Genomic DNA, 22,241 nt, shown 5'->3' on the forward strand with positions numbered 1-22,241 from the left:
GCCCGTCTGGGGGTCCCCCCACGCCGCAGGGCGTAGGGGGAGCTTGAGGACGGACACACCGGCCGCGCCCACGGCAGAGGGCACACCGCCACCGCCCCCCGCCGGAGGCACACCGCACCCAATCCGCACCGCCCGCCGGAGGCCTACGCCGCCAGCTCCTCCGCCACCGTCACCGCTTCCGCGAGGCTGTCGACGACCGGCACCCCCGCCGACACCAGGCTCGCCCGGCTGTGCGATCCCCCGGTGTACAGCACTGCCCTCGCCCCCACGTGCGCCGCCGCGACCGCGTCGTCCACCGCGTCGCCGATGACCACGACCCGCTCCGCCGGCACACCGTCCAGGGCGATGAGATGCCGCACCATGTGCTCCGCCTTGCCCGTGTGCGAGGAACCGATCCGGCCGTCGACCCGCACGAAGCGGCCCTCGATGCCGTGTCGCCGCACGATCGGTATCAGATGCTCGTGCGGGGCCAGCGAGAGCAGCGACTGCGTACGACCCGACGCCTGCCGCTCGGCCAGCAGCTCCGCCGCCCCGGCTGTGAGCCCGCACGCGTCGGCCAGCTGCCAGTAGTGCTTGTGAAAGACCGCGTCCATGATCGCCCACTCGTCGTCCGTGGGCAGTCGTCCCATGAGCCGCTCGTAGAACCGCGGCACCGGCACGCAGTACAGCTCCCGATACCGCTCCAGGGTGATCGGGTCCAGCCCTATCTCCGCGAACGACGCGTTCGTCGCCGCGATGACCGTGTGGATGTCATCGAGCAGTGTGCCGTTCCAGTCCCAGACCAGATGCGCGCTGTGCTTCCCCATGCCGAGCAACGGTACCGGCCGGGTCTGACAACCACCGGGTCGGACAAACGGACGGGGCCCACAGCCAGACCCGTGAGCCGCGCCGCGTCAGCCGTCAGCCATCAGCCGTCACTCATCAGCCATCAGCCGATGAACAGCCGATGAGACGTCAGCCGATGAGTCCGGGGATCTCCTGCACCCCGTACCAGAGCAGCTCATGGTCCTCGGCGCCGTCCACGACGAACTGCGCGTCGTCGTCCCCGTGATCCGCCGCGCCGAGCGCGTCCGCCGCCGCGGCCACATCGGCCTCGGCCTCATCGGAGTCCACATGCACCGCCGCCGCCTTCGACAGCGGCACCGCGGACGCGATCCGCACCTCGCCGAGCGACGCGGACCCGAGCGCCTGCCCCGGATCAGCGCTCGCGGCGTTGTCCGGTACGTCGACGGCGACGACGACCCGGCGCCGTGCCGCCCCGGGGTCTCCGGCGAGCAGCCGCAGCGACGACGCCGCGGCCCTGCTCAGCGCGGCGTACTCGAGCTCCTCGATGTCGTCGGAGAGGTACCACTCGCGGAGCGCAGGCGTCACTGCGTAGGCGGTCAGCGGACCGGGACCGAGCTCGCCCGCCTTGTGCGCCTCTGCGAGACCGGGAAGGGTCAGGGGGACGTAGACGCGCATGGCTGGCCGCTTTCGTAGTCGGGTGAGCACTTAAGGATACGTGCGGAGTCCCCCATCGGGGTGTCCCGGCGGGCCCCGTCCCGCGTCGCCCCTGAGCGTCCGCGGGTCCGCCCGGCGCAGGCCCTGCACGCCCACCCGTCACCCGGATAGGTGATCCTCGGCGCACCTTTCGGCACGGCTCGGCGGACCTTGCGGCCCGGCCTCCCCCGCCCGTACAAGATCCCCACCGAAAGTTACTTGTGGGTATCGAAGGGGCGGCAGCCATGCACAACACCTCGGCCAGGACGCGTACGAAGCCCGGAGACCGTCATGACAGCCGCGGCCCCGGCCGCATGCCGCAGCGCGCCCCGCGCCCCTCCCTGCCGCCCGCCGGGGGCCGGTCTCGCCTCCCCCGCTACTGGTTCGCCGAGCGCCTGCTCTCGGTCCTCAGCGGCAACCGCCCGGTCCACTGGATGCTCGGCCACACCATCGGCGACGCCTATGAACACCTCGTACGCCTGGCCCCGGGCAGCCCGCTCCGTACGAGCGGACTGCGGCCGGTCGTCCGCCACTGCGACGAGTACGTGCCCCGCCCGGGCGTCATCGAGGCCTTCGCCCGCATCGCAGCCGGCGACCAGGTCCGCGCCATGGCCTTCCGTCTCGAACAGGGACCGGACCTGCGCTGGCGCTGCGCGGCTGTGGAACTCGGCGGCGAGCGCGTCACAGTCGACGGATGACGGTCGAGGAAGCGACGTCGAGGCATGCACGACGCACGCCACCGTCACTCCATCGTGTGCGCCCGGCGATCGTGTGCGCCCGGCGATGCCACCAGCGCGCGGCCAGGACCCCGACTCGGCGGCGACTCGGCCCGCGCAACAGGCCACACACACGAGCCGCGCCCATGGGCTGCGCACACGACGCGGGGCCGTGACACCTTCCGGTGCCCGGCCCCGCGGTCCACACGCCTGGTGGCGCTACTTCTGCGCGCTACTTCTTGCGGCGCCGGCCGGCGCCCTTCTGCGCCTTGCGGCGCTCCGCGCGCGTCAGGCCGTCCGACTCGGACCGGGACGGCACTTCGCCGTTCGTGAAGTCGCCCTCGACGATGGTGCCCTCACCGTCGACCTTCGGCGCGGTGAAGTGCAGCCGGTCCGGCCGCTGCGGCGCGTCGAGCCCCTTGGCGCGGATCTCCGGACGGCCCGCGCCCGCAGGCACCGCGTCCTCCTTCGCCAGCGAGGTCTTCTCGGCCGCGTCCTGCACCGGGATCTCCTCGACCTGCTGCTCGACCTGGACCTCCAGGTTGAACAGGTAGCCGACGGACTCCTCCTTGATGCCCTCCATCATCGCGGTGAACATGTCGAAGCCCTCGCGCTGGTACTCCACGAGCGGGTCCTTCTGGGCCATCGCGCGCAGGCCGATGCCCTCCTGGAGGTAGTCCATCTCGTAGAGGTGCTCACGCCACTTGCGGTCCAGGACGGACAGCACCACACGCCGCTCCAGCTCACGCATGATGTCCGAGCCGAGCTGCTTCTCGCGCTCGTCGTACTGCTCGTGGATGTCGTCCTTGACGGTCTCGCCGATGAACTCGGAGGTGATCCCGGCCCGGTCGCCCGCCGCCTCCTCCAGCTCCTCGACCGTCACCTTCACCGGGTAGAGCTGCTTGAACGCACCCCACAGCCGGTCGAGGTCCCACTCCTCCGCGAAGCCCTCGACGGTCTCCGCCTGGATGTACGCGTCGATCGTGTCGTCCATGAAGTGACGGATCTGCTCGTGCAGGTCCTCGCCCTCCAGGACGCGGCGGCGCTCGCCGTAGATGACCTTGCGCTGCCGGTTGAGCACGTCGTCGTACTTCAGGACGTTCTTCCGCGTCTCGAAGTTCTGCTGCTCGACCTGGGACTGGGCGGAGGCGATGGCGCGCGTCACCATCTTGTTCTCGATCGGGACGTCGTCCGGAACGTTGGCCATGGCCATGACCCGCTCGACCATCTGCGCCTTGAACAGCCGCATCAGGTCGTCACCGAGCGAGAGATAGAAGCGGGACTCGCCCGGGTCGCCCTGACGGCCGGAACGACCGCGCAGCTGGTTGTCGATACGCCGCGACTCATGGCGCTCGGTGCCCAGCACGTACAGCCCGCCGAGCTCCTTGACCTCCTCGAACTCGGCCTTCACGGCGGCCTCGGCGCGCTCCAGCGCGTCCGGCAGGGCCGCGGCCCACTCCTCGACGTGCTCGACGGGGTCCAGGCCGCGCTGACGCAGCTCCGCCTCCGCGAGATCGTCGGGGTTGCCGCCGAGCTTGATATCCGTGCCACGGCCGGCCATGTTCGTCGCGACCGTGACGGAGCCCTTGCGACCCGCCTGAGCAACGATGACGGCCTCACGCTCGTGCTGCTTGGCGTTGAGCACCTCGTGCTGGATGCCGCGCTTGTTGAGCTGCTGCGAGAGGTACTCGGACTTCTCGACCGACGTCGTACCGACGAGGATCGGCTGACCCTTCTCGTGCTTCTCGGCGATGTCGTCGACGACCGCCGCGAACTTGGCGACCTCGGTGCGGTAGATCAGGTCCGACTGGTCCTTGCGGACCATCGGCCGGTTCGTCGGGATCGGTACGACGCCGAGCTTGTAGATCTGGTGGAACTCGGCGGCCTCGGTCATGGCCGTACCGGTCATTCCGGAGAGCTTGCCGTAGAGGAGGAAGAAGTTCTGCAGGGTGATCGTCGCGAGGGTCTGGTTCTCGTCCTTGATGTCCACCCCTTCCTTCGCCTCGATCGCCTGGTGCATGCCCTCGTTGTAGCGGCGGCCGGCGAGGATACGGCCCGTGTGCTCGTCGACGATCATGACTTCGCCGTCGATGACGACGTAGTCCTTGTCCTTCTTGAAGAGCTCCTTGGCCTTGATGGCGTTGTTCAGGTAGCCCACCAGCGGGGTGTTCACCGACTCGTAGAGGTTGTCGATGCCCAGCCAGTCCTCGACCTTCGAGACACCGGACTCATGGATCGCGACGGTCCGCTTCTTCTCGTCGACCTCGTAGTCGCCGGTCTCCTCGATGCCCTTCAGCGGGTTGCCCGGCTCACCCTTGGTGAGGCGCGTCACCAGCTTGGCGAAGTCGCCGTACCACTTGGTGGCCTGGTCGGCCGGACCGGAGATGATCAGCGGCGTACGTGCCTCGTCGACGAGGATCGAGTCGACCTCGTCGACGATCGCGAAGTTGTGGCCTCGCTGGACGAGCTCGTCCTTGGACCACGCCATGTTGTCGCGCAGGTAGTCGAAGCCGAATTCGTTGTTCGTGCCGTACGTGATGTCGCAGGCGTACTGCTCACGGCGCTGCGCGGGCGTCATGTTGGCGAGGATGCAGCCGACGGTGAGGCCGAGGAACCTGTGCACCCGGCCCATCAGCTCGGAGTCGCGCTCGGCCAGATAGTCGTTGACCGTGATCAGGTGGACACCCTTGCCCGAGAGCGCGTTGAGATAGGCGGGCAGAGTGCCGACGAGGGTCTTGCCCTCACCGGTCTTCATCTCGGCGACGTACCCGAGGTGCAGCGCTGCGCCGCCCATCATCTGTACGTCGTAGTGGCGCTGGCCGAGCACACGCTTGGCGGCTTCGCGGACGGTCGCGAAGGCCTCGGGGAGCAGGTCGTCGAGGCTCTCGCCGTCGGCGTAGCGCTCCTTGTACTCATCCGTGAGCGCCCGCAACTCGGCGTCGGAGAGGTTGACGAAGTCCTCTTCGATGGAGTTGACCTGGTCCGCGATGCGGTGCAGTTTGCGCAGGATCTTGCCTTCGCCTGCACGCATGAGCTTGTTGAAGACGGACACTGAGGCTGGTCTCCTTGCCGGTCGGGCCTGGCACTGGGTCGTGGTGGACACTGGCGCGGGCACGGCAGGTGGACCCCACCGCAACGGCCATCGTAAGCGAGGACCCGGCCGCGCCGGGAGGTCCACCGGGACGCATGGCCGACTGCCGCGCATACGGAGAACGTACGGGAGGTGCGGAAGGTGCCGCCGATCCCGAAAAGTGTTGGCATCGAAGACGCACAGTTACCAGAATCTCGCCATGGAACCCATCACCCTCACCACCGAGCGTCTGCGGCTGCAGCCCTTCACCCCGCATGACGCCGAAGAGGTCCGCGCGGCGTGTCAGGACCCCGACATCCAGCGCTGGGTTCCCACCGTTCCCGTGCCGTACGAGCAACAGCACGCGGAAGAGTTCGTCGGCCTGACCGTGCCGGACGGCTGGCGCAGCGACACGGCGTACACGTTCTCCGTACGTCCGCGAGAGGGCGGCCCGATCGTCGCTTCGGCGAGTCTCCATCATCCGCGCTCGGGCATCTGGGAGGTCGGCTTCTGGACGGCCAAGGAGTACCGGGGCTGCGGCTACGCGACCGAGACGGTCCTGGCCATGGCGCGCTGGGCCTTCACCGAGCTGGCCTGCACCCGCCTGGAGTGGCGTGCGATTGTGGGCAACACGAGCTCGCGTGCCGTCGCCGAGAAGGCCGGCTTCACGGTCGAGGGCGTCCAGCGCGCGGGCCTCCACGGCAGGGGAACCCTGCGGGACTGCTGGATCGCCTCGCTGCTCCCGTCGGACCTCGGCCTGCCGTGCCCGGTCCCCTATCTCCCCGCGAAGGACTGATCCCGCGTCCTCCGGCGAAGCAGATCGCCTGGCCCGAGCCCGCTGTCAGTACCGCCCTCTATGGTGCGGAGCATGACGACCGCACCGCCCGCCACCGAGCTGTCCGCCGACGAAGCCCGCCGCATAGCACTGCGCGCCCAGGGGTTCCTCGGCGCTCCCGACCGCCGGGGCGGCGTGCGGGGAGTGCTGCGCCATCTCGGCGCCGTCCAGCTGGACACGATCTCGGTGCTGGCTCGCTCGCACGAGCTGATTCCGTATGCCCGCCTGGGCTCGGTGGGCCGTAAGACGGTCGAGGACGCGTACTGGACCGAGGCTCACGCCTTCGAATACTGGTCGCACGCGGCGTGCATCCTCCCTGTCGAGGAATGGCCGCACTTCGCCTTCCGCCGCCGCGCCTACCGCGATCGCCCGCACTGGTACCACGCCCTTCCGGACGGCGCTTACGACACGGTGATCAAGCAGCTGCGGACCGAGGGACCGCTCACCGCCACCGAGTTGGGTGGCGCGAAGAACGGCGGGGAGTGGTGGGACTGGTCGGCGGCGAAGGTCGCCGTCGAGCGGGCGCTGATGTACGGCGAGGTGGTGTGCACCGAGCGGCGCGGCTGGAAGCGGGTGTACGACCTCGCCGAGCGTGCGATCCCGGACGCGCTGCTCCATGACGACCTGGACGACAGGGAGTGCCTGCGCCGGCTGGTGCGGCTGGCCGGACAGTCCCTGGGGGTGGGTACGCGAGCGGACATCGCGGACTACCACCGCCTCAAGGGCGAGCAGTTCGACGCGGTGATCGCCGACTCCGGTCTCGTACCGGTCCGTGTCCAGGGCTGGGACAAGCCCGCGTGGGCGGACCCGGAGGCGCTGGCGAGCGAGCCCCGCGGCCGTCACCGCACGACGCTGTTGTCACCGTTCGACTCGCTGATCTGGGAGCGGGCGCGCACCGAGCGGATCTTCGGATTCACGCACCGCCTCGAGGCGTACGTCCCCAAGCCGAAGCGGGTGTACGGCTACTTCGCGATGCCGCTGCTGTCGGGCGGCAAGCTGCTGGGCCGGGTCGACCCGGCGCGCGAAGGCACCACTCTGGTGGCCAAGCAGGTCTCGCTGGCCACGCCGAAAGCGGTGCTGCCCATGGCCCAGGCGCTGCTGGAGGCGGCCCAGTGGGTGGGTTGCGACTCGGTCCGTGTCGAGCGCGTCGACCGCCCCGAACTGACGGCGCCCCTGGTCGCCGCCCTCACCTGACCAGGCTCTGTCCGCGGTATGTCCACGGTATGCCTGCGGTCTGCCCGCTACGGAGTCGCCGCCGGCGGTGACCCCTACCGGATCTCCAGGATCTTCTCCCGCATCGCGTAGACCACCGCTTCCATCCTGGAGTGGAGCTGGAGCTTCTCCAGGATGTTGCGCACGTGGTTCTTCACCGTGTTCTCGGAGATGAACAACTCCTTGGCGATGTCACGGTTGTTCATCCCCGTCGCCACCAGCTTGAGTACTTCCAGCTCGCGGTCGGTCAGCCGGGGTGCGGGCACCAGCCGGCGCTCGTCGGTGCGCTGGATCATCGACTTGAACTCGGTGAGCAGCTTCGACGCCATGGACGGGCTGATCTGCGACTGCCCGTCGGCGACCGCGCGGATCGCCGTGGCCACCTCGTCCGTGGAGATCTCCTTGAGGAGATATCCGGTGGCACCTGCCTTGATCGCGTCGTAGAGGTCCGCTTCCTCGTCGCTGATCGTCAGCATGATGATCTTCGCGCTGGGCGCCACTTCCTTGATGGAGGTGCAGGCTTCGATCCCGCCCCGCTTCGGCATCCGGACATCCATGAGCACGATGTCGGGCAGCAGATCGGCCGCCTTGTCAACCGCCTCCGCCCCGTCCCCGGCCTCACCGACGACCTGGATGTCCTCCTCCTGGGCGAGGACGATCTCCAGCCCGCGGCGGAAAAGGGCGTGATCGTCCACCACGAGCACCCGGATCGGCTCCTTGCGGGACATGCCGGTCTCCGCACCGCCCGCACCGCCCGCACCACCCGTGACCTGGGCGTCTTCTGCGTCATGCACCGGTCCGAAGCTGTCCGCCATCGTTCCTCCCCCTGAAGGCCGTGGCCTGGTTCATCTGTGGTCTGCCAACCGCAGTCCACAGCGCACCGGTTGGCTCGGGTCGCCATGATTTCATGCCCACGCGGCGGTGGCGCGGTCCCGTGGTGGCACAAGGGTGCCCCTGGGGGCGCACGGGGCACTCCAGGGGCACCAATGGAAGAGCGGGATCAGCCGCCGAGCGCTCCGCCCGCGCCGCCCGTCTCGCGCTCGGCGAGCGGGTCGGTCGTCAGGTGGATGACGCCGTAGTCATAGGCGTGCCGCCGGTAGACGACACTGGGTTCCTTCGTCTCGGAGTCGACGAACAGATAGAAGTCGTGCCCGACCAGCTCCATCTCGTAGAGCGCCTGGTCGAGCGTCATCGGGGCGGCGACGTGGGTCTTCTCGCGGACCACCAGCGGTCCTTCACCCTGCACTTCGAGCGAGCCGATCCTGGTGGTGGGAATGGAATCCGAGGCTTCCTCGGAGACAGGCTCACCGCTTCCGTTCAACTGGGCTACGCCTGGAACGACATCGGCGACCTCTGCTGCCGACAGCCGGCCGTTGCCCCTGCGGGTGTGACGCTTGTCGTGCTGCTTGCGCAGCCGAGCCTCCAGTTTCGCCGTGGCCAGGTCGAGCGCCGCGTACGGGTCCCCAGCCGCTGCTTCTGCCCGGATCACCGGGCCACGCGAAAGAAGTGTGATCTCCACGCGGTCGGAACGGTCGGCCTGCCGCGGATTGTGCTCCTTGGACACCTCGACGTCGAGGCTGATCACCTTGCCGTCGAGCTTCTGGATCTTGTCCAGCTTCAGCTTCTCGGCCACGTGCTTGCGGAACCGCTCGGGCACCTCGGTCTTGCGGCCCTTGACGACGATGTCCACGCAGAACTCCGTTCCCGGATCGCTCCGCACTCGACGCGGAGCATCTCCCTCTTGCACCAGGCCCCGGTGTGCACCGGAGCCTCGGACTTGGCGACTTTCACCTCCTCCTCCCCCATCGGCAAGATCCCCACCCCACCAACTTCGAGGTTCTGGGCTGCTTCATGAATACCTGGCCGTAACGCAATCATGCATTCGATGAAGCACGGCGTTCACCGTTTCTCACAACCGAACATAGCTCGCCCGGACGGTTGTCGGCACCCGCTACCAGCGCGTACGTCCATTCAGGGGATATCCGGCTCTTACTACCTGCAACGTTGCTCCTGCCCGGTCAGTTCCGGCTTATTTCGAACGACAACGGGGGTGCGGCGACGACAGCGGCACTCATGCGCACGTATCCGGAAGAACGCGCGGTGGTCGCGGCACGCAGTGCCCGGGCAGCCTCCGCGAGCGACGCACCCGTGGTCATCACATCGTCCACCAGCACCGCTCTACGGCCCTCCAGAAGCCGCTCGGCACCATCGGCCACCTCCAGGGCTCCCGCCATGTTCAGCAGCCTTCTCCGGGCCGTGAGGCCCGACTGGTCGGCCACCGGCCGGCACTGCCTCAGCACCGGCAGCGCCCGGGCGTGCGTCCCCGTGCGCCGCAGTGCCGCGGCAGCGGCCACGGCGATACGGCGCGCCGCGTCATGCCCCCGCGCCCGCACCGCCCGCCGCGCCGACGGCATGGGCACCAGCAGCAACGGCTCCGGCCCGCCCAAGGCCTCCGGCACCGCCGCCCGTACGGCCCCGGCCAGTGCCCGGCCGATCGGCCTCGCCAGTCCCAGCGCACCCCGCTCCTTGTGCGCCAGCAGCACGGCCCGTACCGCGTCCTCGTACCGGGCGGCAGCGAACACCACCGGCAGCCCCACCGGCTCGGGCCGCGGTCTCGCCCGCCCCGGCGAGGGACCGGCCAGCTGCCACGCACACTCCGCGCACAACGGCGTACGAGGACGTCCGCAGCCCGCGCAGGCGACCGGCAGCACCAGCCCGGCGATCTCGTGCCACCACCCCTGCATGACCACCACTGTGCTCCTGCTCGAAGGGCGCGGCCACCCCTGTGGAAAACTCCCGTGAGCCCTGTGGAAAACCCCGCCGGGACGGGCCGGGGCCCTACCCCGGGTAGACCGGCGACGAGCCCTTCTCGATCATCGTCTGCCAGTTCGCGTTCGGCACGAGTCGCACCAGCCCGTCGTCGGAGACCGCCACCAGGTACTGCTCCTCGTCCTCTGTGGCGGCCACAGCAGACACCTTGTTCAGACCCGGCAGTCCACCGGCGGGCGTGAGAGAGCCGTCGGTCTGTATGTAGCGCACCTGCTGCACACCTCCGGCCTCCTTTCCGACCACGACAAGGCGGCTGGGGCCCGCCCAGGACAGGGCTGTCACCGTCTCCAGGCGGGGCGCCGCGGCCTGCAGTTCCACCACCGAGACCGTCGAGTTCCCCGTGGCGTCCGTGTGCCGCTCGATCCGGCCGATCTTCAGGGTGCTCCTGCCGTCCTTGGCGAGCAGCATCGCTATCCGCACACCGTCGGCCGACACCCGCAGCGACTCGATCCGAGCGCCGTCGAGCCCGTCGACCTTGACCTCCTGCTCCTTGCCCTGGCCGTTCGCCAGGCGCAGCAGTCGCGGATGGGCCGGATTCCGGTCGGCGACCCACAGATCGTTCCGGTCCCAGCTGGGCGCCGACAGCCGGTCCGTGGCCTTCGGGGCCTGACTCTGCACGAGCGGATCGGGCAGTGTCTCGTCGGACATGATCGACGTCGTGTAGAGGGACTTCCCGTCGTGCGAGACCGCCGCCGCGCGCTGCAGGTTCCGGGCCACGGCAACCGTGCTCAGACGCAGCTCACCATTGCCGAACGGTCCGGGCACCATGGTCTTGTCGGTCTTCCTGGGCTTTGCCCCCACCACGGCCATCCGGCCGGCTCCGTCGACGAAGTAGACGTTGTCCGGGCTCGCCGTGGAACGTGCCGGAGCGTACGCCTCCGCCTGATCGGAGTTGAGCACACACAGCTGAGACCCGTCGGCGCGCTGCAGCTCGACCTGCTCGACACGGGGCGACGTCAGATCACGCAGGGTGAGCAGAATCTGTGTGGCCATCTTGTTGCACACGGTCCGCCCGACATTCGACGCCTTGTCGTTGAGGGGCACCTTCAGGGCGTTCTGATCGTCGGGTGTGAGGGACGTGATGCCCTTCTTCAGCCCCGTGCCCGTGGGGAACGGGGCCTCGACCACCGGCTTCAGCCAGTCCGTCGGCCCTTCGAACAACGCCGACACCGTCTGTGAGACCGGGTCCATCCGCGTCACCGGATCCTGCCGCTGCCGGATGTACACCGGGTCGGCGACCACCGAGTGCTGCCCCGACGCGAAGTAGTACTTGTTGACGGAGCTGTAGTTGCGCAGGAAGTCGCTCTCCCCGAGCACCAGACCCTGGGGCGCCGAGTCGATGCGCCATTCCTTGCCCTTGCCCTTGCCGTCGGGCCCGCTCTGCCGCACCAGACGCAACGTCCCGCCGTACTGGGTGGGCACCACGGACTTGTAGGCGTGCTGGTCCACCGTGGCGATCAGCTCGCCCGACAGCGGATAGCTGCGCTTACTGTCGCGCTCGCCCACGACCGGCGCGCCGGGGTCCGGCGCCTCGGTCAGCACCGTGACGAGCTCTTCCGGCCGCCATTCCTTGGACGCCCGCTTCGTCAGATATTTGCGTGCCGTCGCGAAGCTCGGATCATCACTGGTCATGGCCTCCAGGAAGCCGCCGACGATCTCCTCCGGGCTGGCGCCGTCGCGGGGCGGGACCGCGTAGACACGCACCTGCGAGTCCGCGCCCTTGGTGGCCTTCACCTGCTCCACGTCGCCACTGTCCGGCATCGACGCACACCCGGTCAGCAGGACGGCCGCGCAGACGAGCAGCGCCCACGCCCGTGTGGCGCGCCTGTGGCCGTACCGACGAGCCTCAGCGCCCACGAGTCGTGTCCTCCCGCTCCGAAACCTGTCCCGGGACGGAGCCCACCGTCCCGTCCTCACCCGCCCGCTCGCCCAGCGGACGGGCCACCACGCGGGCACCGCTGCCCGGCAGTGCCGCCGGATCCACCGCCGCCTGCGGGCCGTGCGGCGGCACCGGGGGCCGAGCCGGAACGGGCAGCCTCGACCGGTCCGCGCCGGGCTGCGTCGGTACGGTCGACAGCCGCAGCGCGCTCTCGTTCGCCGCGTCGGCCGCGGCACGCTCACGGGCCCGTCGGGAGTCCTCGGGCTCCAGCGGTATCGGCGATCCGCGCAGCGGCTCGTCCGCGGTGCGCGGCAGGGTCAGCCGGAACTGCGAACCGCCGCCCGGCTCGCCCCATGCCTGCAGCCAGCCGCCGTGCAGCCGCGCGTCCTCGACCGCGATGGACAGGCCGAGGCCCGTACCGCCGGTCGTACGCGCACGCGCCGGGTCGGCACGCCAGAAGCGGTTGAACACCCGGGTGGCCTCGCCGGGCTTGAGTCCCACCCCGTAGTCACGCACGGCCACGGCGACCGCGCCGCCCGCGGCCGCCAGCCGCACCACCACGTCGCGTCCCTCGCCGTGCTCCACGGCGTTGACCACCAGATTGCGCAGGACGCGCTCGATCCGCCGGGCATCGGCCTCGGCCACCACGGGCTGCTCGTCCCCGACCACCCGAATACGGGTGCCCTTGCGCTCGGCCAGCGGCTCGGCGCCACCGATCACCCTGCGCACGACCTCACGCAGATCTATCGGCTCGGCCTCCAGCGCCGCCGCACCCGCGTCGAAGCGGCTGATCTCCAGCAGGTCGGCGAGCAGCGACTCGAAGCGGTCCAGCTGATCCCCGAGCAGCTCCGCGGAGCGTGCGGTCACCGGGTCGAAGTCACTGCGCGCCTCGTGGATCACATCAGCCGCCATCCGGACGGTCGTCAGCGGCGTACGCAGTTCGTGCGAGACGTCCGACACGAACCGGCGCTGCATCCTGGAGAGCTCCTCCAGCTGCTGGATCTTGTGCTGGAGGTTCTGCGCCATCTTGTTGAAAGCCTCGCCCAGCCTGGCGATGTCGTCCTCGCCGGTGACCTTCATGCGCTCCTGGAGCCGTCCGGCGGACAGCCGCTCGGCGATCCCCGCAGCCATCCGTACGGGCGTGACGACCTGCCGGACCACCAGCCACGCGATGGCCCCGAGCAGGACGACCACGAACAGTCCGGCCGTCGCCAGCGTCCCCTTGACCAGGCTCAGGGACTCCTCCTCCTGCGTCAGCGGGAAGAGGTAGTAGAGCTCGTAGGAGTTGCCCGCGACATCGTTGAGCCGTTTGCCGACCACCAGTCCGGCCTCCGGCTCCTTCGAAACCGAATACTTGATCTTTGCGTACGTCTGGAACGTCCCCGTGCCCTGGGCGACCGAGCTGCGCAGAGCCTCGGGAACGCTGGTCACATCCACCTCGCCGGACGCCCGGGGAGCACGGCTCGGCCCGGCATCCTGGGAATCAGGACTCAGCGCCACCACGTGGTACGCACCCTGGCCGCCACTGGCCAGATGCTTGACCAGCTCGGACCGCCAGTTCACGGAGCTCCGGCCGGGCCTGCCGTCCGTCGCGTCCCCGTCCTGCCCGCCGAGGGCGGACGGTCCGCTCGCGTCCTGCGCCGCCACGAATCCGCCGGCGGCCTGGCTCAGCGCCGCCTGTTCCTTGGCGTCCAGCAGACCATTGCGCACCTGGCCGATGACAACGAGCCCGAGCAGCAGCACCACACCGAGCGACATCAGCAGTGTGCCGGCGACGACCCGCAGCTGAATGTTCCGCCGCCACAGCCGGACGGCGGGCAGCAGCGGACGGCGGACCCAGCGCACGACCAACCGGAGCACCGGCCCACCCGGTGCCCCGTCCTGCAACAGCCGTCCCCCCTGAAACAGACGGCCGAATCGCCAGGACCCACGCCCGGGCCCGGCAGCCCGCCCCGTACGGACTCCCGGCCCCCCGGGCTTCGGAGCAGTGCTGCCCACGGCCATGTCAGCTCGGTCCGGCCTTGTAACCGACACCACGGACGGTCACCACGATCTCCGGCCGCTCCGGGTCCTTCTCGACCTTCGAGCGAAGCCGCTGCACATGCACGTTCACCAGCCGGGTGTCAGCGGCATGGCGGTACCCCCAGACCTGCTCGAGCAGTACCTCGCGGGTGAACACCTGCCACGGCTTACGTGCGAGCGCGACGAGCAGATCGAACTCGAGCGGGGTCAGCGCGATCGACTGCCCGTCCCGCTTCACGGAGTGGCCGGCCACATCGATGACCAGGTCCCCGATCGCGAGCTGCTCGGGGGCCGGCTCCTCCGACCTGCGCAGCCGCGCCCGGATCCGGGCCACCAGCTCCTTCGGCTTGAACGGCTTGACGATGTAGTCATCGGCACCGGACTCCAGTCCGACCACCACATCGACGGTGTCGCTCTTGGCCGTCAGCATCACGATCGGCACACCCGACTCGGCCCTGATGAGCCGGCACACCTCGATGCCGTCACGGCCCGGCAGCATGAGATCCAGCAGCACCAGGTCCGGCTTGGCCTCCCGGAATGCGGCAAGTGCCTTGTCGCCGTCCGCTACGAACGACGGCTCGAACCCTTCACCACGCAGCACAATCCCGAGCATCTCGGCCAGTGCGGTGTCGTCGTCGACGACAAGGACGCGTCCCTTCATATTCGACATCATCCCATTCTCGTAACGGTCACTGAGGTGCAGGTGAGGGAGGTCACTGGCCCGTGACGATAGTCGTATCCGATCGTCACTGTCTGCCCTCGTCCTCCGACGTTGATGTCAGTAACGGATGTCAGCCCGCTGTGAACGGTCGACCTGGCCACACGTCTTCCGAGATCTGTCGGGCCACGTCATCGACGACCTGCGGTACCACCGCGTGCGCGCCCTCGGCCTCCAGGGCGCGAACAAGGGCTTGCCGTACCGCCTCGTACGGTTGCCCGGCGTGGGTGGCTCGGGTCCGATTGATGCCGCGCTCCATCTTCTCCAGGAACGCCGCCACGATCGGCATTGCCTTCTCGTACTCGCTCGGATCGGCCGCCATGAGCCCTACCGAACAGAGCCGGAGCAACGGCGTCAAGATCGCTCAGGCCACTGGCCACGGCGGCACAGCCGCGAGCGGCCGCCGGGCACGCCGCCCGGCCGCGTACCCCCCGATGCCCAGGCCGATCCCGACCAGGGAGACTGCCTGATTCCCGGCCGGCGTACGGGCCCCGATCTCTCGCCCCATGGCGGCTCCCGCCCAAAGCCAGGCACATCCCATCAGCTGGTCGATACCTGGCGTGTCCTGGCACGCAGATCCACTATCGCTGCCCTCGTGACCGGGGAGATCGCCCCTTCTTCGGTGACGATCGCGGTCACCAGTTCGGGAGGCGTGACATCGAACGCGGGGTTGTACGCCTGGGTTCCCAGCGGCGCCACCGGCAGTCCTGCGGCATCGGTACCCGCCGCCGCGACACCCAGTGCCTGCATTTCCGTCACTTCCTGCCCCGATCGCTGTTCCACCTCTATCGACGCCCCGTCCGCCGTCCGCAGATCCACCGTCGTGGTCGGCGCCACCACGATGAACGGCACATGGTGGTACTTGGCCAGCACCGCCAGCGGATAGCTCCCCACCTTGTTCGCCACAGAGCCGTCCGCCGCGATCCGGTCCGCCCCTATCAGGACCGCATCGACCTCTCCCGCCGAGAAGAGTGAGCCGGCCGCATTGTCCGTGAGCAAGGTGTAGGCCATCCCGTTTCTGGCCGCCTCGTACGCGGTGAGCCGGGCACCCTGCAGCAGCGGCCGCGTCTCGTCCACCCACAGCTTGCGCAGCCGGCCCGCCCGGTGCGCGGCGAGCGCCACCGCGAACGCCGTGCCCTCCCCGCCGGAGACCAGCCGCCCCGTGTTGCAGTGCGTCAGGATCCGATGACCGCCGCCCGGCAGCAGCTCGTCGAGCAGCGCCAGTCCGTGCCTCGCCATCCGCTCACTTGCCTCGGCGTCCTCCCGGTGCAGCTCCCGCGCCGCAGCAAGCGCGGCGCCCGCCGCCTCTTGCGCATCGGCGCCCTTGCCGACCGCGTCCTGGTACGCGGCGGCCGCCAGCCGTACCCCGTACCCGAGATTGACCGCGGTGGGCCTCGCCTGCTCCAGCAGGGACACCGCCTCGGCGACGTCGTACCCACGCGCCGCGGCCAGCGCCACACCGTAGGCACCGGCGATCCCGAGCAGGGGCGCCCCACGCACAGCAAGAGTCCGGATCGCCCGCACCAGCCCCGGCACGTCCGTACAGACCAGTTCGGCCTCTTCGGCGGGCAGCCGGGTCTGGTCGAGCAGGACCAGCACAGGGCCTTCCGGCGGCTCGTCCCAGCGCAGCGACGGCAGCCTTGGCGGGCCCTCAGCGGCCGGGGTCTGTGCGTAGTGATCAGCCATCCGCCCAGTCTGCCCGTTGAGACAGCGACAATGAAGGCGAGAAGGAGATCCAGGGCCCGGCCCACCAGGGAGCGGCGCGTGGCACGATGGCTGCCAGCCGTCCGCCCCGATCCGTGGACGGGCTCCGTGACCGAACCGGCCTTGCGAGCCGGCCCCGCGACCAATCCATGAGGTGGACGACCGTGAACGACACTCCGGGCTGGACCTCGCCCGGGTCCGCCCCCTCCGACGGCCAGGGCTCCGAATCGCCCGAGCCTGCTGACGCGACCGGTCCCCCCTCGAAATGGTCCAAGGAGCAGCCGCCCGTCGGCCGGTGGGCTCCGCCGGCCTTTCCGGGCGACCGCCCTGTGCCTCCGGCACCCCAGCAGGGGTGGGGCGGCGGGCCGCAGCGCGGCGGCTGGGGACAGCCACCCGCCGCAAAGCCCGGGGTCATCCCGCTGCGCCCCCTGGGCGTCGGCGAGATCCTGGACGGCTCGGTGTCGACTCTTCGCGCGCACTGGCGCACGGTGCTGGGCATCACGATCACCGTCTCGGTCATCACCCAGATCTGCGACATCCTCGTCCAGCGCTACCTCGTCCCGCCGGTACCCACGGTGGATCAGAACGCGAGCCCTGAGGAAACCCTCCGGCAGACAGTGGACCAGCTCAACGCGACCCTCGTCGGGCTGGCTCCCGCCATGGCGATCACTTTGATCGCCACGCTCTTCACCACCGCACTGCTCACTGTGGTGATCAGCCGCTCGGTGCTGGGGCGCCCTGTCAACCTCTCCGATGCCTGGCGCGAGGCACGGCCCAGGCTCCCGCATCTCCTGGGCCTGACCTTGCTGCTGCCGCTGATCGCCGCGGTCGTGATGACCGTGGGCATCCTTCCCGGACTGCTGCTGGGCTCCGCGGGGGGCGTCGCCCTCACCATCCTGGGCGGAATCGCCGGTGTCGTCGTCATGCTGTGGCTGATGGTCCGGTTCGCCCTCGCATCGCCCGCGCTCATGCTGGAGCGGCAGGGAGTCGTGCAGTCCATGCGCCGCTCCGCCAAGCTCGTGCGCGGAGCGTGGTGGCGGATCTTCGGCGTCCTGACCCTCACGCTGGTGCTGACCCTCCTCGTCTCGATGATCATCGCCATTCCGTTCACCCTGATCGCCTTCGCTGTCGACGGCGACGGCCTCAGCGGACTGCTCTCGGGCACCACACCCGATTACGGCTGGCCCTTCCTGATCATCACCGGCATCGGCGCGGTGATCGGATCCTCCATCACCTACCCGATCTCGGCCGGCGTCACGGTCCTCCTCTACGTCGACCAGCGCATCCGCCGCGAGGCCCTCGATCTGGAACTGGCCCGCGCCGCAGGCGTTCCCGGCTACGGCTCTGCGGCACCGGGCGACGAGGCCTCCAGGAGCTGACGCAGTGTCCATCACGGGGGGCACGACCGCGGCGCGGCTGATGGTCCGCGCGAACGACGACGTACCGGTGGACATCCCGCGCGTACCCGCCCGGGAAGCGGCGGAGCGCGAGCTGAGCAAGCCGATGTACCACGAGAACGATCCGAACCTGCTCCAGAGAGGTCTCGACCGTTTCTGGGAGTGGGTCGGAGACATCTTCGACGCCGCATCAGGCGCCGCCCCCGGCGGTCCGCTGGGACTCGTCGTCATCGTGCTGACCGTGATCGCCTTGGTCGCCGCCCTGTGGTGGCGGCTCGGCACCCCGCATCGCACCCCCACCACCGGCGACTCGCTCTTCGACGACCGCCCTCGCAGCGCCGCCGAACACCGCGCGGCCGCCGAGACACACGCCGCCGCCGGACGCTGGAACCAAGCGGTCCAGGATCGAATGCGCGCCATCGTCCGCTCCCTCGAGGAGCGGGCTCTCCTCGAGCCACGCCCAGGCCGCACCGCCGACGAGGCCGCCGCGGAAGCCGGCCGCTCCCTGCCGGGCCACGCCGACGCGCTGCGCATCGCGGCCCGTACCTTCGACGACGTCACATACGGCGGCCGCTCGGCCGACCAACAGGCGTACCTGCGCCTGAAGGACCTCGACGCCGATCTTGAGCGCGCCAAACCCCGTCTCAGCAACGCGGCCCAGGGAGCAGCCGAATGACCGGGGCCACGGCCGGCGCCGCCACCTCGGCGTCCCTCACCTCCCGTCAGATCTGGGCACGCACCCGCGGTGTCCTGCTCGTACTGGTCCTGCTCGTCGCCGCCGGCATCGCACTGGCCGCCGTACGCTCCGGGGAGCAACACGGGCGCCTCGACCCGCGCTCTGCCGACCCCTACGGCAGCCGCGCCGTCGCCGAACTCCTCAAGGCCCAGGGCGTCTCCACTCGCGTCGTCACCAGCCTCGACGAAGCCACCGCTGCCACGGGCGCCGACACCACGCTCCTGGTAGCCGCTCCGGACTTGCTGACAGACCCTCAACAGGAGGCTCTGCGCACGGCGATGGTCCCCTCGGGCGGTCGCATGATCCTGGTCGCCCCAGGCCCGCCCTCCGTCGGCAGACTCGCCCCCGGCGTACGGGCGGACAGGCAAACTTCCGTCTCGGCCCGCGAACCGCGCTGCACCTTTCCTGCCGCCCAGCGCGCCGGAAGCGCCGACCTCGGTGGTGAGCGCTATGCCACCGAGGACCTCCCCGACACCGAGGCCTGCTACCCGAGCGACGGTCTCCCCAGCCTGCTCAGGATCGAAGAGTCCGGCGACGGCGACACCATCCTGCTCGGCTCCTCCGACATCCTCCACAACGAGCGTCTCGACAAGGAGGGCAATGCCTCGCTCGCCCTCCAACTCCTTGGCTCCCGGCCTCATCTCGTCTGGTACCTCCCCTCGCTCAGTGATGACTCCGCAGTGGACGACGGCACCGGTGACGGCGAGAGCGGCTTCGCCGAACTGGTCCCCGCCGGATGGCTGTGGGGCACCCTCCAGCTCGCAGTCGCCGCCGTACTCGCCGCTGTGTGGCGAGCCCGTCGACTGGGACCACTCGTGGCCGAACGGCTGCCTGTCGCCATCCGGGCCTCCGAGTCCGCCGAGGGCCGCGCCCGCCTCTATCGCAAGGCCAACGCCCGCGACCGCGCCGCCTCCGTACTCCGCCAGGCCGCCCGCACCCGGCTCGCCCCTCTTTTGGGCGTCGCCCCCGCGGACGCCCATTCCCTCGATGTCCTCCTCCCGGCCGTCTCCGCGCATCTTGCCGATGGCGACCGTGACCTCAGGACTCTGCTCTTCGGCCCGGCACCCGCCGACGACGCCGCTCTCATCCGCCTGGCTGACCAACTCGACGCCCTCGAAAGAGAGGTACGCACTTCATGAGCGCCCCGACCCCCGAGACCGCTGGGAACTCGGACAACGCACGCGCTTCCCTGGAGGCCCTGCGCACCGAGATCGCGAAGGCCGTGGTCGGCCAGGACTCCGCAGTCACCGGACTCGTCGTCGCCCTCCTCTGCCGTGGCCACGTCCTCCTCGAAGGAGTCCCGGGCGTCGCCAAGACGCTTCTCGTCCGTGCCCTCGCCGCGTCCCTCGAACTCGACACCAAGCGCGTCCAGTTCACCCCCGACCTCATGCCCAGCGACGTCACCGGTTCGCTCGTCTACGACGCACGGACCGCCGAGTTCTCCTTCCAGCCGGGGCCCGTCTTCACCAACCTGCTCCTCGCAGACGAGATCAACAGGACGCCGCCCAAGACGCAGTCGTCGCTCCTGGAGGCAATGGAGGAACGCCAGGTCACCGTCGACGGCACTCCGCGCGCCCTCCCAGACCCGTTCCTGGTCGCAGCGACGCAGAACCCGGTCGAGTACGAAGGCACGTACCCCCTGCCCGAGGCCCAACTCGACCGCTTCCTGCTCAAGTTGACGGTCCCGCTGCCCTCACGCGACGACGAGATCAACGTCCTCGCACGGCACGCCGAGGGCTTCAACCCCCGCGACCTCCAGGCCGCCGGCATCCGCCCCGTCGCCGGCCCCGCCGACCTCGAGGCCGCCCGCGCCTCCGTTGCCAAAACCTCGGTCTCCAGCGAGATCGCAGGCTACGTCGTCGATATCTGCCGTGCCACTCGTGAATCCCCCTCGCTCACTCTCGGCGTCTCCCCCCGAGGCGCCACCGCACTGCTCTCCACCGCCAGGGCCTGGGCCTGGCTGACGGGCCGGGACTACGTGATTCCGGACGATGTGAAGGCCCTGGCCCTTCCCACTCTCCGGCACCGCATCCAGCTCCGTCCCGAGGCCGAGATGGAAGGAGTCACCGCTGACTCCGTCATCACCGCGATCCTCGCCCATGTCCCCGTCCCCCGCTGAGGCAGTGACCTGATGGCTCTCACCGGACGAACGGCTCTCCTCGCCGCCCTGGGCTCCATCCCCGTCGGTGTCTTCGCACCGAGCTGGACGGGGATGCTTGCCGTCAATGCACCGCTCTCAGTAGCAATTCTGTGCGACTACGCCCTGGCAGCACCAGTACGAACGCTCCAGTTCACTCGAAGCGGTGAAACAACCGTTCGACTCGGTGAGAGGGCGGAAGTTCAGCTCACCATCACCAACCCGTCCGGTCGACGACTGCGCGCCCGCCTCCGGGACGCCTGGCCGCCCAGCAGCTGGATCCCGGGCACGGAGCAGGCCGCCTCGCGCCACACCGTGACCGTGCCCGCCGGCGAGCGCCGCCGCATTTCCACGACCCTGCGACCCACCCGCCGCGGGGACCGCCATGCGGAACGCGTCACCGTCAGGTCGTACGGCCCGCTCGGCCTGGCCGCACGCCAGGGGAACCACCACGTGCCCTGGGCGGTGCGCGTCCTGCCGCCCTTCACCAGCCGCAAGCACCTCCCCTCCCGGCTTGCCCGGCTACGCGAACTCGACGGCCGCACCAGCGTGCTCACTCGCGGCGAGGGGACCGAGTTCGACAGCCTCCGTGACTATGTGCCGGGCGACGACACCCGTTCCATCGACTGGCGCGCGACCGCTCGCCGGACAACCGTCGCAGTGCGCACCTGGCGCCCCGAGCGGGACCGCCACATCCTCATCGTGCTGGACACAGGCCGCACATCGGCCGGCCGCGTCGGCGACGTCCCGCGGCTGGATGCCGCCATGGACGCCACGCTCCTCCTCACCGCGCTCGCCACTCGCGCAGGTGACCGCGTGGACCTCCTCGCGTACGACCGCCGCACCCGAGCCCAGGTCCAGGGCCGAACAGCAGGGGACGTACTCCCCGCAATGGTCGACGCGCTCGCCCCACTCGAACCGGAACTGGTGGAGACGGACGCCCGCGGCCTCAGCGCCGCCGCGCTCCAGCACGCACCGCGTCGCTCCCTGATCGTCCTGTTGACCAGCCTGGACGCCGCTCCCATCGAGGAGGGCCTCCTCCCCGTCCTCCCACAGCTCACGCAGCGCCACACGGTGCTGGTCGCCTCTGTGGCCGACCCTCACATCGAAAAGATGGCCGATGATCGCGGCGCCTTGGACGCGGTGTACGACGCCGCTGCCGGCATCCAGGCGCAGGCCCAGCGCCGCCGCTCGGCCGAACAACTTCAGCGCCACGGTGTGACCGTCGTCGACGCCACCCCGGAGAATCTCGCGCCATCCCTGGCCGACGCCTATCTGGCGCTGAAGGCTGCAGGACGTCTGTAGGACAGCTCGGTCGTATCGAAACGGGCTCAAGCGGAGGAGGTTCGCCCTCAGGGGGAAGGGCCCAGAACGCAGAAAAGCCCCGGACCACAAGGCCCGGGGCTTTCCCCAAAGATTGTTCGGCGGCGTCCTACTCTCCCACAGGGTCCCCCCTGCAGTACCATCGGCGCTGAAAGGCTTAGCTTCCGGGTTCGGAATGTAACCG

Annotated in this window: 19 protein-coding genes and 1 rRNA gene; 8 read left to right on the forward strand and 12 right to left on the reverse strand. The window is 69.7% G+C overall.

Annotated features, from left to right (window positions below):
- Positions 1 to 143 precede the first annotated feature (143 nt).
- Positions 144 to 806 carry an HAD family hydrolase gene (locus ACZ6ZQ_RS37745; protein WP_469773063.1) on the reverse strand — a complete coding sequence of 221 codons (663 nt, stop codon included), beginning with the start codon at positions 804 to 806 and terminating at the stop codon, positions 144 to 146.
- A 148-nt stretch (positions 807 to 954) separates the two neighbouring features.
- Positions 955 to 1,461 carry a DUF6912 family protein gene (locus tag ACZ6ZQ_RS37750; RefSeq protein WP_469773064.1) on the reverse strand — a complete coding sequence of 169 codons (507 nt, stop codon included), beginning with the start codon at positions 1,459 to 1,461 and terminating at the stop codon, positions 955 to 957.
- A gap of 263 nt (positions 1,462 to 1,724) precedes the next feature.
- Here ACZ6ZQ_RS37750 and ACZ6ZQ_RS37755 point away from each other — a divergent pair, with 263 nt between their 5' ends.
- On the forward strand, positions 1,725 to 2,177 hold the full coding sequence (locus tag ACZ6ZQ_RS37755) for an Rv3235 family protein (RefSeq protein WP_469773065.1): 453 nt from the start codon (positions 1,725 to 1,727) through the stop codon (positions 2,175 to 2,177).
- A 250-nt stretch (positions 2,178 to 2,427) separates the two neighbouring features.
- Here the strand turns inward: ACZ6ZQ_RS37755 and secA are convergent, their stop codons facing one another.
- Complete coding sequence (gene secA / locus ACZ6ZQ_RS37760; protein WP_469773066.1) at positions 2,428 to 5,247, reverse strand: preprotein translocase subunit SecA; 2,820 nt, start codon at positions 5,245 to 5,247, stop codon at positions 2,428 to 2,430.
- Positions 5,248 to 5,485: 238 nt separating this feature from the next.
- On the opposite strand from secA, the gene ACZ6ZQ_RS37765 reads away from it, so the two are divergent.
- Entirely contained in the window at positions 5,486 to 6,061 is a 576-nt protein-coding gene (locus tag ACZ6ZQ_RS37765; RefSeq protein ID WP_469773067.1) for a GNAT family N-acetyltransferase, read from the forward strand.
- A 72-nt stretch (positions 6,062 to 6,133) separates the two neighbouring features.
- Entirely contained in the window at positions 6,134 to 7,294 is a 1,161-nt protein-coding gene (locus ACZ6ZQ_RS37770) for a winged helix-turn-helix domain-containing protein (protein ID WP_469773068.1), read from the forward strand.
- Between the two features lie 74 nt (positions 7,295 to 7,368).
- Here the strand turns inward: ACZ6ZQ_RS37770 and ACZ6ZQ_RS37775 are convergent, their stop codons facing one another.
- The 8 genes from ACZ6ZQ_RS37775 to mtnA all read right to left on the reverse strand — a co-directional run bounded on the left by ACZ6ZQ_RS37775 (position 7,369) and on the right by mtnA (position 16,446).
- A complete protein-coding gene (locus tag ACZ6ZQ_RS37775) occupies positions 7,369 to 8,127 on the reverse strand; it encodes a response regulator (protein WP_469773069.1) in 759 nt (252 codons plus the stop codon).
- Positions 8,128 to 8,312: 185 nt separating this feature from the next.
- Positions 8,313 to 9,002, reverse strand: a complete 690-nt coding sequence (hpf, locus tag ACZ6ZQ_RS37780) for a ribosome hibernation-promoting factor, HPF/YfiA family (RefSeq protein WP_469773070.1) — start codon at positions 9,000 to 9,002, stop codon at positions 8,313 to 8,315.
- Between the two features lie 328 nt (positions 9,003 to 9,330).
- The gene (locus tag ACZ6ZQ_RS37785) at positions 9,331 to 10,056 is read right to left on the reverse strand and encodes a ComF family protein (RefSeq protein ID WP_469773071.1); all 726 of its coding nucleotides are present in this window, start codon (positions 10,054 to 10,056) and stop codon (positions 9,331 to 9,333) included.
- 94 nt (positions 10,057 to 10,150) lie between these two features.
- A complete protein-coding gene (locus ACZ6ZQ_RS37790) occupies positions 10,151 to 11,998 on the reverse strand; it encodes an LpqB family beta-propeller domain-containing protein (protein WP_469773072.1) in 1,848 nt (615 codons plus the stop codon).
- Entirely contained in the window at positions 11,988 to 14,024 is a 2,037-nt protein-coding gene (gene mtrB / locus ACZ6ZQ_RS37795) for an MtrAB system histidine kinase MtrB (protein ID WP_469773073.1), read from the reverse strand. Before mtrB ends, ACZ6ZQ_RS37790 begins: the two co-directional genes overlap by 11 nt.
- Before the next feature lies 1 nt (position 14,025).
- The gene (mtrA, locus tag ACZ6ZQ_RS37800; protein WP_351232597.1) at positions 14,026 to 14,715 is read right to left on the reverse strand and encodes a two-component system response regulator MtrA; all 690 of its coding nucleotides are present in this window, start codon (positions 14,713 to 14,715) and stop codon (positions 14,026 to 14,028) included.
- Positions 14,716 to 14,833: 118 nt separating this feature from the next.
- The gene (locus ACZ6ZQ_RS37805; RefSeq protein ID WP_469773074.1) at positions 14,834 to 15,082 is read right to left on the reverse strand and encodes a hypothetical protein; all 249 of its coding nucleotides are present in this window, start codon (positions 15,080 to 15,082) and stop codon (positions 14,834 to 14,836) included.
- A gap of 218 nt (positions 15,083 to 15,300) precedes the next feature.
- Positions 15,301 to 16,446 carry an S-methyl-5-thioribose-1-phosphate isomerase gene (gene mtnA / locus ACZ6ZQ_RS37810; protein ID WP_469773075.1) on the reverse strand — a complete coding sequence of 382 codons (1,146 nt, stop codon included), beginning with the start codon at positions 16,444 to 16,446 and terminating at the stop codon, positions 15,301 to 15,303.
- A 182-nt stretch (positions 16,447 to 16,628) separates the two neighbouring features.
- On the opposite strand from mtnA, the gene ACZ6ZQ_RS37815 reads away from it, so the two are divergent.
- From ACZ6ZQ_RS37815 to ACZ6ZQ_RS37835, 5 genes are read left to right on the forward strand one after another with little or no spacing between them, the layout of a single operon-like run.
- The gene (locus ACZ6ZQ_RS37815; protein ID WP_469773076.1) at positions 16,629 to 17,843 is read left to right on the forward strand and encodes a DUF7847 domain-containing protein; all 1,215 of its coding nucleotides are present in this window, start codon (positions 16,629 to 16,631) and stop codon (positions 17,841 to 17,843) included.
- A gap of 4 nt (positions 17,844 to 17,847) precedes the next feature.
- Positions 17,848 to 18,537, forward strand: a complete 690-nt coding sequence (locus tag ACZ6ZQ_RS37820; RefSeq protein ID WP_469773077.1) for a DUF4129 domain-containing protein — start codon at positions 17,848 to 17,850, stop codon at positions 18,535 to 18,537.
- Positions 18,534 to 19,736, forward strand: coding sequence for a DUF4350 domain-containing protein (locus ACZ6ZQ_RS37825; RefSeq protein ID WP_469773078.1), 1,203 nt, complete (start codon positions 18,534 to 18,536; stop codon positions 19,734 to 19,736). The genes ACZ6ZQ_RS37820 and ACZ6ZQ_RS37825 overlap by 4 nt, the downstream gene beginning before the upstream one ends.
- Positions 19,733 to 20,716 carry an AAA family ATPase gene (locus ACZ6ZQ_RS37830; protein WP_469773079.1) on the forward strand — a complete coding sequence of 328 codons (984 nt, stop codon included), beginning with the start codon at positions 19,733 to 19,735 and terminating at the stop codon, positions 20,714 to 20,716. The genes ACZ6ZQ_RS37825 and ACZ6ZQ_RS37830 overlap by 4 nt, the downstream gene beginning before the upstream one ends.
- A 12-nt stretch (positions 20,717 to 20,728) precedes the next feature.
- Positions 20,729 to 22,039 carry a DUF58 domain-containing protein gene (locus ACZ6ZQ_RS37835; RefSeq protein ID WP_469773080.1) on the forward strand — a complete coding sequence of 437 codons (1,311 nt, stop codon included), beginning with the start codon at positions 20,729 to 20,731 and terminating at the stop codon, positions 22,037 to 22,039.
- Between the two features lie 114 nt (positions 22,040 to 22,153).
- Here ACZ6ZQ_RS37835 and rrf read toward each other — a convergent pair.
- A 5S ribosomal RNA gene (rrf, locus tag ACZ6ZQ_RS37840) occupies positions 22,154 to 22,241 on the reverse strand; the annotation flags it as partial.

This window comes from Streptomyces sp. NPDC053673 (assembly GCF_055585225.1).